The sequence below is a fragment of the Synechococcus sp. BA-120 BA3 genome (assembly GCF_034931285.1).
GTDB lineage: Bacteria > Cyanobacteriota > Cyanobacteriia > PCC-6307 > Cyanobiaceae > Cyanobium.
This window is the reverse complement of sequence record NZ_JAYGHZ010000296.1, coordinates 1-10,357: the sequence shown is the minus strand read 5'-3', so window position 1 is coordinate 10,357 and position 10,357 is coordinate 1. Positions and strand designations below refer to the sequence as shown.

11 protein-coding genes are annotated in these 10,357 nt (G+C 69.0%); 5 read left to right on the top strand and 6 right to left on the bottom strand.

Annotated elements, in window-relative coordinates:
• Nucleotides 1-112: 112 nt before the first annotated feature.
• Nucleotides 113-865: a glucosamine-6-phosphate deaminase gene (locus VB737_RS12150; protein ID WP_500313288.1), complete on the top strand. Its 753-nt coding sequence runs from the start codon at nucleotides 113-115 to the stop codon at nucleotides 863-865.
• Nucleotides 866-895: 30 nt separating this feature from the next.
• On the opposite strand, the gene VB737_RS12145 is transcribed toward VB737_RS12150, so the two are convergent.
• Together VB737_RS12145 and truB are read right to left on the bottom strand one after the other, a co-directional pair.
• Nucleotides 896-1,672 (bottom strand): YebC/PmpR family DNA-binding transcriptional regulator, encoded by a 777-nt coding sequence (locus VB737_RS12145; RefSeq protein WP_500313286.1) that lies wholly within the window; start codon nucleotides 1,670-1,672, stop codon nucleotides 896-898.
• 18 nt (nucleotides 1,673-1,690) lie between these two features.
• Nucleotides 1,691-2,614 (bottom strand): tRNA pseudouridine(55) synthase TruB, encoded by a 924-nt coding sequence (gene truB, locus VB737_RS12140; RefSeq protein WP_500313284.1) that lies wholly within the window; start codon nucleotides 2,612-2,614, stop codon nucleotides 1,691-1,693.
• Nucleotides 2,615-2,626: 12 nt separating this feature from the next.
• Between truB and VB737_RS12135 the strand changes: the two genes are divergently transcribed.
• Complete coding sequence (locus VB737_RS12135) at nucleotides 2,627-3,388, top strand: queuosine precursor transporter (protein WP_500313282.1); 762 nt, start codon at nucleotides 2,627-2,629, stop codon at nucleotides 3,386-3,388.
• On the opposite strand, the gene rpmA is transcribed toward VB737_RS12135, so the two are convergent.
• Both rpmA and rplU read right to left on the bottom strand, forming a co-directional pair.
• Nucleotides 3,385-3,651: a 50S ribosomal protein L27 gene (gene rpmA, locus VB737_RS12130; protein ID WP_106220342.1), complete on the bottom strand. Its 267-nt coding sequence runs from the start codon at nucleotides 3,649-3,651 to the stop codon at nucleotides 3,385-3,387. The two genes, VB737_RS12135 and rpmA, sit on opposite strands and share 4 nt — an antisense overlap.
• Nucleotides 3,652-3,706: 55 nt before the next feature.
• Nucleotides 3,707-4,099, bottom strand: a complete 393-nt coding sequence (rplU, locus tag VB737_RS12125; protein WP_500313280.1) for a 50S ribosomal protein L21 — start codon at nucleotides 4,097-4,099, stop codon at nucleotides 3,707-3,709.
• A gap of 149 nt (nucleotides 4,100-4,248) precedes the next feature.
• Here rplU and VB737_RS12120 point away from each other — a divergent pair, with 149 nt between their 5' ends.
• From VB737_RS12120 to kaiC, 3 genes are all read left to right on the top strand, one after another.
• Complete coding sequence (locus tag VB737_RS12120) at nucleotides 4,249-5,094, top strand: circadian clock protein KaiA (protein ID WP_500313278.1); 846 nt, start codon at nucleotides 4,249-4,251, stop codon at nucleotides 5,092-5,094.
• A 9-nt stretch (nucleotides 5,095-5,103) separates the two neighbouring features.
• On the top strand, nucleotides 5,104-5,466 hold the full coding sequence (gene kaiB / locus VB737_RS12115; protein WP_500313276.1) for a circadian clock protein KaiB: 363 nt from the start codon (nucleotides 5,104-5,106) through the stop codon (nucleotides 5,464-5,466).
• A gap of 91 nt (nucleotides 5,467-5,557) precedes the next feature.
• Nucleotides 5,558-7,102 (top strand): circadian clock protein KaiC, encoded by a 1,545-nt coding sequence (kaiC, locus tag VB737_RS12110; RefSeq protein WP_500313274.1) that lies wholly within the window; start codon nucleotides 5,558-5,560, stop codon nucleotides 7,100-7,102.
• Between the two features lie 49 nt (nucleotides 7,103-7,151).
• Here the strand turns inward: kaiC and VB737_RS12105 are convergent, their stop codons facing one another.
• Together VB737_RS12105 and purD are read right to left on the bottom strand one after the other, a co-directional pair.
• Nucleotides 7,152-9,203, bottom strand: coding sequence for a HAMP domain-containing sensor histidine kinase (locus VB737_RS12105; RefSeq protein ID WP_500313272.1), 2,052 nt, complete (start codon nucleotides 9,201-9,203; stop codon nucleotides 7,152-7,154).
• The coding region (gene purD / locus VB737_RS12100) for a phosphoribosylamine--glycine ligase (RefSeq protein WP_500313270.1) at nucleotides 9,200-10,357 on the bottom strand (1,158 nt) is incomplete at its 5' end. The genes purD and VB737_RS12105, both read right to left, overlap by 4 nt.

The following is a 10,357-nucleotide window of genomic DNA, read 5'->3' as shown; positions in this document are numbered from 1 at the left end:
GGGTGGGCATGAGCCAGTGGGGCGCCTACGCCCTGGCCCTGCGCGGCGAGGACTACCGGCAGATCCTCCAGCACTACTACCAGGGCGCCAGGATCCAGCCCTACTCCTCCCTTTGAGGCCCGGCGCCACCATCGCGCCGGTCGTCCTGACCGATGCGGCGGCGGTGGCCGAACGGGTGGCGGCCCTGCTGCTGGCCGATCGGCTATGGCCGACCCTGCCCCTGGGCCTGGCCACCGGGCGCACCATGGAGCCCGTCTATGCCGCCCTGGCCCGGCGGCTGGGGCGACTGGAGCCCGCCCTGGCCACGCAGGTGCGCGCCGGCTGGAGCAGCTTCAACCTCGATGAGTACGTGGGGCTGGGGCCCCAGGACCCCGCCTCCTTCGCCGCCACCATGGCCCGGCAGCTGGTGGAGCCCCTCGGCCTGGACCCCGAACGGGTGCACCTCCCCGATGGGCGGGCCGGTGATCCCGATGGCGAAGCGATGCGCTACGGCGCCGCCGTGGCCGCCGCCGGGGGCATCGGCCTGCAGCTGCTGGGCCTGGGCCTCAACGGCCATGTGGGCTTCAACGAACCCCCGGCGGGAGCGTCGGTGGCCTGCCGCTGCGTCGCCCTCAGCGACCCCACCCGCCGCCAGAACGCCGGTGCCTTCGGGGGCGATCCCGGCGCCGTTCCCCGCCGGGCCATCACCCTGGGGATGGCCGAGATCCTCGCGGCCCGCCGGGTGCTGCTGGTGGTGACCGGCGGCGCGAAGGCGGCGATCCTGCGCCGCGCCCTGCGGGAGCCCCCCACGCCGGAATTGCCCGCCAGCTGGTTGCAGCACCACCCTGCCCTCACGGTGATCGCCGACACCGAGGCCATGGGCTGAACGGCGAGCGGGGCGGCCGCGGTGGCAGCCTCAGCCGGGCAGGGCCGCCTCCATCAGGGCCTCGTCCGCCTCGAGATTGCTGGTGACACTGCGCACGTCATCGAGATCCTCGATCACATCCAGCATGCGCAGGCAGGCGGCCAGCACCGCACCGTCCTCGATGCGGCAGGGCAGGGAGGCGATCCAGCGATGCTCCCAGCCGGCCAGCGGCAGCCCAAGCTCCCGGAGCCCGTCCTGGAGGGCCTCAAGGTCGGCGTAGGCGCCGAACACGTCGACGCCCTCGGCATCGATCTCGTAGCCGGCCGCCGCCGGGCCACCCCGCTCCTCGAGGGCCAGCAGGTCCTCCAGCAGGCGCTCCTCGTCGGCGCTGGGCAAAGCCAGCCGCACCACGGAGCGCTGATCGAACAGGTAGCTGACGCAGCCGGTCTCCCCGAGGTTGCCGCCATGCTTGCCGAAGCCCAGCCGCAGGTCGGCGGCGGTGCGGTTGCGGTTGTCGGTGAGGGCCTCGATCAGCACGGCCACGCCCCCCGGGCCATAGCCCTCGTAGCGCACCGCCTCGAACAGATCGGCCCCGCCACCCCCCTGGCCGCTGCCCTTGGCCACGGCCCGCTCGATGTTGGCGTTGGGGAGCCCCGCCACCTTGGCCTTCTCAATGGCGGTGCGCAGCTGGAAGTTGCCGGCCGGATCGGCACCGCCACGGGCCGCCACGGTGATCTCCCGCCCCAGGCGCGTGAACAGGGCCCCGCGCCGGGCGTCCACCACCGCCTTGGTGCGCTTGATCTGGGCCCATTTGCTGTGGCCGGCCATCGCGAGGTCGCAGGGGGTTCAACCGGCGGCGTCGAACACCAGCCGGGGCAGGAGCAGGCCCTTGCCGTCGGCACGGGCGATGCCGGCCAGATTGCCATCCGGGGTGAGCACGGCGACCGGCCCCTCGGGCAACTGCTCCACCGTACGGGGCAGGGAGCGGCCGCAGCGCCATGGCGACAGCTGGGCCGGATCCAGGCGCTGGCGCGGCAGGTCCACCAGCACGTCGAGGGGATCCAGCAGCGGCGGGAGGGGGCCGCTCGCCAGGCGCTCCATGGAAATGGCCTGGTGCAGACCGAAGCCGAGGGCGGCGGTGCGGCGCAGGCTGGCCAGGGCGCCGCCGCAGCCGAGGGCTTCCCCCAGATCCCTCGCCAGGGCGCGCACGTAGGTGCCGGCGGAACAGCGCACCTCCAGCTCCAGGCGGCCGCGCTCGGCGTCCCAGCCCAGCAGATCGAGGCCATGGATCCGCACCGGCCGCGCTGCCAGCGCCAGCTGCTCGCCGGCCCGGACCCGGGCATAGGCCCGCTGGCCGTCCACATGCACAGCCGAGACCTGGGGAGGAACCTGGAGGATCTCGCCCCGGAAGCGCTCCAGGGCCCGCTCCAGGGCCTCAGGATCGAGAGGCGGAACGGCCGAGCGCTCCAGCACCTCCCCCTCCAGGTCGTCGGTGCCGGTGCGCACGCCCAGCTGGACGGTGCCGCGGTAGGTCTTGTCGCCGGGCAGGTAGGGCAGCAACCGGGTGGCCGGCCCGAGGGCGATCGGCAGCACGCCGGTGACCGCGGGATCCAGGGTGCCGCCATGGCCCACCCGCCGCAGGCCATAGGCCCGCCGCACCCTGGCGACACCGTCGTGGGAGGTCAGGCCGGCGGGCTTGTCGAGCACCAGAAAACCGCAGCCGTGGCGCGACGGAGGCGATGGCGGCAGCCTGGAGGGACCTTCTCCCATGCTCAGGCGCCGATGACGCTGCAGGACCGGCGCGAGGTCACCTTTCTGGTGCTGGCCGGCATCTTCCTCGGGACCATGGGCATGCTCAACATCCTGGGGCTGACCCGGTTCCTCCACCTGGGCAGCATCGGCTCCTTCCCGATCATCGTGGCGGTGGGGGCCCTGCCGTACCCCGTCACCTTCCTCTGCACCGACCTGATCAGCGAGATCTGGGGCGAACGGCGCGCCTCCCAGGTGGTGTGGGTGGGTCTGATGCTCAACGGCTGGATCGTCCTGGTGCTCTGGCTCGGTGGCATCCTGCCGGGCCTGGACGGATTCGGTGGGGTGGCGGGCCTGCCGGCCGACCCGAACGCCGAGGGGGTGCCGGTGTTCTTCGAGGTGCGCCGGCTGGCCTTCGGCGCCGTGGGGGCCTCGATGGCCGCCTACATGGCCGCCCAGTTCACCGACGTGCGCCTGTTCCATTTCTGGAAGCGCTTCAGCAACGGCAAGGCCCTGTGGCTGCGCAACAACGGCTCCACCCTGATCAGCCAGGTCGTGGACACCTCGGCGGTGGTGCTGATCAGCCACTACGCCGCCCACGTGCTGCCGATCCGGCCGAACGAGCCCGTGCTCCCCCAGCTCGGGGTGTTCATCGCCAGCGGCTACGTGTTCAAACTGGTGGCGGCTCTGGCCGATACCTTGCCCTTCTACCTGCTGGTGGGCTGGCTCAGGCGCTACCTGGAGGTGCCGGGGGACGGCGCCGAACTGGCGGACGCCCCCCCACCCGGGGCCTAGGCGCCGACGGCGATGTTGATGCGCTTGCGGTTGCGCAGGCCGCGCTTGATGGACTCGAAGCTGACGACGCCGTCCACCAGGGCGAAGAGGGTGTCGTCGGAGCCGCGGCCCACATTGACACCGGGGATCACGGAGGTGCCGCGCTGGCGGATCAGGATCGAGCCGGCGCTGACGGTCTCACCGCCGTAGCGCTTCACGCCGAGGCGCTTGGAATTGGAGTCGCGGCCGTTGCGGGTGGAACCTGTGCCTTTCTTATGGGCCATGGGAAAGCAGAGAAGGGAGAACGGGGGTAATCAGGAAGAGAAACCGGGGGCCCGATCAGGCGATCGACTTGCCGCCCACCTTGATCGACTGGACCATCACCCGGGTCAGCTCCTGGCGGTGGCCGTTCTTGCGGCGGGTCTTCTTCTTGGGACGCATCTTGTAAACGATGATCTTCTGGCCGCGGCGATGGGCCATCACCTTGAGCTCCACCGTGGCGCCGTCCACATAGGGCTGGCCCAGGGTGGTGCCGGAGGCGTCCTTCACCAGCAGCACGTTCTCCAGGGTCACGGTGCTGTCGACCTCGGCGTTGAGTCGGTCGAGGTCGACGTAGCGATCGGGCTGGAGCCAGAACTGCTGGCCGGAGGCCTCGACGATGGCGTAGGCGCCGGTGACGTCTGCGCTCAGGGGCTCCTGCTCGGGAGCTTCCTTCTGGGGGGCTTGGGTCATCGCTCAGGGGGCGTGGCCAGGCTGGCGGCAGGACGCCGCCATTGGGCCTGGGCGCACGGAATCGAAAGACAGAACTAAGATCCTCCCGTCCGGGCCTCCCTTCCGTCAAGAATCAGGCCGGCCAGGGGAGCTCCCCGCCGCAGCGGTCGATGCCCCAACCGGTTCTCAACATCCTCTCTCTCATCCAGACCCCGGCCCTGGCCGAGGCCTGTGGCCAGTGGCTCAGGGGCGGCCGCTACCAGCTGGTGCCGGTGGATCCTTCCGCCGGCCCCCTCGAACAGCTGGAGCAGCGGCGCGAAGACTTCGACGGGATCCTGCTGGAGGAGGGTGCCGTCGACAGGGCCTTCTTCGGCAGCCTCCACGACCAGGGCCTGGAGCTGCCGGCCGTGCTGATCGGGCCGGTGGACGGCGAGGTGAAGTTCCACGACGCCGAGGTCCGCCTCCCCCCCGACCAGCTGGAGCAGCTGAGCTACAGCCTGGATGCGGCCGTCTCCCGTTTCCTGCGCAGCAACACCCTGCCGGCCGGCAGCGAAGCCAAGGCGGCCACCCCCGACGGCTGGAAACTGCCGAACCGGCTCAACGGACGGCTCGGCTACCTGGGTGTGTACTACAAGCGGGACCCCTCCCGCTTCCTGCGCAACCTGGAAGCCGAGGAGCGCAACGAGCTGCTTGAGTCCCTGCGGCGCACCTACCGGGACCTGCTGATCAGCTACTTCAAGAACCCCGCCGCGGCCAACCAGGCGATCGAAAGCTTCGTGAATACGGCCTTCTTCGCCGATCTGCCGATCACCAAAATGGTGGAAATCCACGTGAATCTGATCGAGGAGTTTCGAAAGCTGCTCATGCTCAAAGGGCAGAAGAATGATTTTCTCCAGGACTACCGCCTGGCCCTCCTAGATGTCATGGCTCACCTCTGCGAAATGTATCGACGTTCCATCCCCCCCGATCTGCCGATCGTAGCCGCCGCGATCGAATCCTCCAGTCCTTCCGCCTGAGCCCCAGCCATGACCTTCCGCAAGACCTACATCCTCAAGCTCTATGTGGCGGGCAACACCCCCAACTCGATGCGCGCCCTGAAGACACTGCGCGACATCCTCGAGTCCGAGTTCCGCGGCGTCTACGCCCTCAAGGTGATCGATGTGCTCAAGAATCCCCAGCTGGCAGAAGAGGACAAGATCCTGGCCACCCCCACCCTGGCGAAGATCCTGCCCCCGCCTGTGCGGCGGATCATCGGCGATCTTTCGGACCGCGACCGGGTGCTGATCGGCCTCGATCTCCTCTACGACGAACTCACCGAGGAGGACTTCAAGCTGGACGCCGATGATCTGGAAGCCGGCGGTGTACCCGCGCCTCCTGAAACCTCCTGAGCCCTGACCGGACCAGCCGATGCCATCCCGGCCAGACCATCCCCGCGTCCGCCCCATTTCCGTTCCGCCCCTTCGCACTTCCATCTCTTCGATGCCGGATCCCAACGACCACGACGCCGCTGCCAATCGAATGCAGATGCAGAAACTCCCCACGGGGATCGAAGGGTTCGATGACATCTGCCATGGCGGACTGCCGATCGGCCGATCGACCCTGATCAGCGGAACATCGGGAACCGGCAAGACCGTCTTCTCACTGAATTTCCTCTGTAACGGCATCCGTCAGTTCAACGAGAACGGCATTTTCGTCACCTTCGAGGAGTCTCCCCTCGACATCCTGCGCAACGCCTCCAGCTTCGGCTGGAATCTGCAGGAGATGGTCGAGCAGAACAAGCTGTTCGTTCTCGACGCCTCCCCGGATCCCGATGGACAGGAGGTGTCCGGCAGCTTCGACCTCTCCGGGCTGATCGAGCGGATCCACTATGCGATCCGCAAATACAAGGCGCGGCGGGTGGCGATCGACTCGATCACCGCTGTCTTCCAGCAGTACGACGCCATCTCCGTGGTGCGGCGCGAGATCTTCCGGCTCATTTCCCGGCTCAAGGAGATCGGTGTCACCACGGTGATGACCACCGAACGGGTCGACGAGTACGGAGCCATCGCCCGCTACGGCGTCGAAGAGTTCGTCTCTGACAACGTGGTGATTCTGCGCAATGTGCTGGAGGGGGAGCGGCGGCGCCGCACCGTGGAGGTGCTCAAGCTGCGCGGCACCACCCACATGAAAGGGGAGTTTCCCTTCACCATGGGCAGCCATGGCATCAGCGTCTTTCCGCTGGGAGCCATGCGCCTCACCCAGCGTTCTTCCAACGTGCGCCTCAGCTCCGGCGTGCCTCGGCTCGACGAGATGTGCGGCGGCGGCTTCTTCAAGGACTCGATCATCCTGGCGACCGGCGCTACCGGTACCGGCAAGACGCTGCTGGTCAGCAAGTTCGTGGAGGATGCCTGCCGGAGCAAGGAACGGGCGATCCTGTTCGCCTACGAGGAATCCCGCTCCCAGCTGCTGCGCAACGCCACCAGCTGGGGCATCGACTTCGAGCAGATGGAGCAGGACGGCCTGCTCAAGATCATCTGCGCCTATCCGGAATCCACCGGTCTGGAGGATCACCTGCAGATCATCAAGACGGAGATTAGCCAGTTCAAGCCGTCCCGGATGGCGATCGATTCGCTTTCGGCCCTGGCGCGGGGTGTCAGCCACAACGCCTTCCGACAGTTCGTGATCGGGGTGACGGGCTATGCCAAACAGGAGGAGATCGCTGGCTTCTTCACCAACACCTCCGAAGAGTTCATGGGGAGCCATTCGATCACCGATTCCCATATCTCCACCATCACCGACACCATTCTGCTGCTGCAGTATGTGGAGATCCGCGGTGAAATGGCCCGGGCTCTGAACGTGTTCAAGATGCGCGGCTCCTGGCACGACAAGGGTATCCGGGAGTTCGTGATCACCGGCAACGGGCCGGAAATCAAGGATTCCTTCGCCAATTTCGAGCGCATCATCAGCGGCGTTCCCCACCGCATCACCACCGACGAACGGGCCGACCTGGGCCGGATCATGCGCAGCGTGGACGCGGAGAGCTGAAGCCGATTGGGGGCTCCAGGGGCGCCCGCGTGGTCAAGGCCATCCAGAACTAGGCGGCGACCCTTCGCTCCGCCTCGATGTCGGCCAGGGAGGCGGAGCGCTCGGCCTGGACCCGCAGCTCATCACCATCGGCCTCCTCCAGGGGCAGGTCGAACCAGAAGGTGGTGCCCACCCCGGGCTCGCTGGCCATCCGGGCCTGGCTGCCGTGCTTCTCGAGGATGCCGCGCACGATCGAGAGTCCCAGGCCGGTGCCGGCCTCGGTGTGCACGGCGTTCTCGACCCGGAAGAAGCGCTCGAAGATCCGCGCCTGGTCGGCCTCGGAGATGCCGCAGCCGGTGTCGGCGATTTCGACCCGCAGCCGCGGCAGGCGCGAGGTGAGGGTGCAGGAGGGATGGACCTCCGCTCCGTCGCCGGGATCCAGCGGACAGTGGTCGGGCCAGGGGTAGGCGCGCAGCAGCAGCTGGCCGCCGCTGCGGGTGAACTTAAGGGCGTTGCCCACCAGGTTGTCGAACACCTGAAGCAGCAGATCCCAGTTGCCCCGCACCCGGGGCAGGTGGTGTTCTCCGGCGAACAGCAGCATCACCCCCTTCTCCTCGGCGTTGAGCCGGTAGGTGCGCAGGGTCTGCTCGATCGCCGGGGCCAGATCCATGGGCTCCAGCTGCCAGACCCGGTCGGACTCCAGCCGTGACAGGTCGAGCACGTCGGTGACCAGACGCGAGAGCCGGTCGGTCTCGGCGTTGGCGATGCTCAGGAACTCCTTCTGCTCCTCCGCGCTGAGCAGGTCGCCCATGTCATGGAGCGTCTCCACGTAGCTCTTGATGTTGCACAAGGGGGTGCGCAGTTCGTGGGACACGTTGCTGATGAACCGGCTCTGGGCGGCGTTCAGCTCCACCTCGCGGGTGAGGTCCTGGATCGTCATGGCGATGCCCTTGAGGCTCTCGCCGCTGGCATCCCGCACCGACTGGAGCACGATGCGCAGGGTACGGGGGGGGTCCCCGAAGCTGCAGCGCACCTCGGTGGTGTCCCGCTCGCTGGTGATCAGGCTCTCGAGGGGATCGTGCAGCTCCATCGCCAGCCGGTCCGGCAGTTCGCCGGCCAGCTCGCTGCCCTCCAGGTTGCGGCCCTCCCAGCGGAACAGGCGGCGGGCGGTGGGGTTGGCCAGCACGATCCGCCCCACGGCGTCGAGCAGCACGGCGCCATCGGCCATGGTGGCGATCAGCGACTGCTGCTTCACCTGGGCCGCGGTGAGCTCCTCGATGTTGGCCGCCTTGTAGACCTCCAGCTGGGAGGCCATGGTGTTGAACCCGTTGAGCAGTTCCCCCAGTTCCCCGCCCACCGGCAGGGCGATGCGGGTCTCGAAGTTGCCCCCGGCGATCGATCGCACCCCCCGCAGCAGCTCCTTCACCGGCTGGGTGATCGTCAGGGCGTTGAAGACCGAGCCCAGGATCACCAGCACCCAGATCGAGATGAACACCGCCACCGTCACCTCCCGGGTGAGGGCGGCGCTGGCCAGGAGCGTTTCGTTGGGGTTGATGCCCAGGGCCACCACCCCCAGGTAGCGGCCGTCGCTCACCATCGGCACGAACACGTCGGTGACCTGGCCGTCCGGGGTCAGGTGCTGGCGGATCAGGGGGTTGTCGGGGCGGCGCTGGATGTCGGCCGGCAGCTCCAGGCGTCGGCTGAGCACGCGCTCGCCCATGCCGGTGCTGCCGCCCATCGGGATGCCGAGGTAGATCACCCCGTCGGAATCGGCGAAGAAGATGTAGCGGAGGCTGCGGCTGGACTGCCAGAAGCGTTCGGCCACCGAGGCCAGTTCGCGGTCGTTGCCCTCCGCCACCAGGGGGGTGACGTTGGCCGACAGCAGCAGCCCGAGATCCCGGGCGAAACGGGTGTCGCTCATCCGGGCATCGCGCTGGATCCCATTGAGAGCCAGGAAGGTGATGCCCGTCATCAGCAGGCTCACCACCAGGGTGGCGACCGCCAGCAGCTTGGTCTGGAGGCTGAACTCGGCCCACCAGCGCTGCAGTCGCGCCCGCCAGAGGCTGAAGGAACCGGCGGCCTCGCCGCCGCCCGGGGTGGGGCCGGAAGCGGAGCGGGTCATGGCAGCGCCGGGCGTCGCGTCCGCACCTGGTGGCCGATGTCGCGGCGGTAGACCATGCCCTCAAATTCCACGCGCTTCAGGCCGTCATAGGCCCGCTCGAAGGCCGTGTCGAAGTCGTCGGCCTGGGCCACCACCGCCAGGACCCGGCCGCCCGCCGTGACCACGGGGCCCGCCTCGGTACGGCGGCTGCCGGCATGGAACAGTTGCAGGTCAGGGTCGTTCCCCAGGTCGCCGTGGATCGGATCACCGCGACGCACCTCACCGGGATAGCCCTCGGCGGCCGCGATCACGCAGGCGCTGCAGCGCGATTCGATCGTCAGGGGCGGCGCCTCCTCCAGGCGGCCGGTGGCGCAGGCCAGCAGCACCCGGGCCAGTTCCGGGCCCAGCAGGGGCATCAGGGTCTCGCACTCGGGGTCCCCGAAGCGGCAGTTGAACTCGATCACCCGCAGGCCGGCCTCGGTGAGCATCAGGCCGGCGAAGATCACGCCGCGGTAGTCGATGCCCCGCGCCCGCAGGGCCGCCAGGACCGGCTCCAGCACCCGCTGGCGCACCTGCTCCATCCCCGCCGCATCCAGCAGCCGGGCGGGGGCGTAGGCCCCCATGCCGCCGGTGTTGGGACCGGTGTCCCCCTCGCCGATGCGCTTGTGGTCCTGGGCCGGGGGCAGCAGCACCATGGAGCGGCCGTCGGTGAGGGCGAACACCGACACCTCCGGGCCATGCAGGCGCTCTTCCAGCACCAGGGAAGGGCCGGCGGCGGCTTCACCGGCGGCGGCGCTCTGGAAGCGGCCCGCGAACACCTCCTCGATGGCGTCGCGGCACTGCTCGAGGCTGTCGGCCACCGTCACGCCCTTGCCGGCGGCCAGACCGTCCGCCTTCACCACCAGGGGGCGGCCATGGCGTTCGAGGGCCTCCAGGGCCTGCTGGCGATCCGTCGCCGCCCAGTACCCCGCCGTGGGCACGCCCGCCTCCCGCATCAGGTCCTTGGCCCAGCGCTTGCTGGCCTCCAGCAGGGCCCCGTCCGCCCCGGGACCAAAGACCGCCAGCCCCTCCGACCGCAGCCTGTCCGCCAGGCCCGCCGCCAGGGGGGCTTCCGGTCCCACCACCACCAGGTCGATGGCGTGCTCCTGGCAGGCCGTCGCCAGGGCGCCGTGGTC

Excerpts from the sequence above, each read along its gene's own strand:
- VB737_RS12145 (WP_500313286.1), bottom strand. The coding sequence starts at position 1,672 with ATGGCCGGCCACAGCAAATGGGCCCAGATCAAGCGCACCAAGGCGGTG.
- truB (WP_500313284.1), bottom strand. The coding sequence starts at position 2,614 with ATGGGAGAAGGTCCCTCCAGGCTGCCGCCATCGCCTCCGTCGCGCCAC.
- VB737_RS12135 (WP_500313282.1), top strand. The coding sequence starts at position 2,627 with ATGACGCTGCAGGACCGGCGCGAGGTCACCTTTCTGGTGCTGGCCGGC.
- rpmA (WP_106220342.1), bottom strand. The coding sequence starts at position 3,651 with ATGGCCCATAAGAAAGGCACAGGTTCCACCCGCAACGGCCGCGACTCC.
- rplU (WP_500313280.1), bottom strand. The coding sequence starts at position 4,099 with ATGACCCAAGCCCCCCAGAAGGAAGCTCCCGAGCAGGAGCCCCTGAGC.
- VB737_RS12120 (WP_500313278.1), top strand. The coding sequence starts at position 4,249 with ATGCCCCAACCGGTTCTCAACATCCTCTCTCTCATCCAGACCCCGGCC.
- kaiB (WP_500313276.1), top strand. The coding sequence starts at position 5,104 with ATGACCTTCCGCAAGACCTACATCCTCAAGCTCTATGTGGCGGGCAAC.
- kaiC (WP_500313274.1), top strand. The coding sequence starts at position 5,558 with ATGCCGGATCCCAACGACCACGACGCCGCTGCCAATCGAATGCAGATG.
- VB737_RS12105 (WP_500313272.1), bottom strand. The coding sequence starts at position 9,203 with ATGACCCGCTCCGCTTCCGGCCCCACCCCGGGCGGCGGCGAGGCCGCC.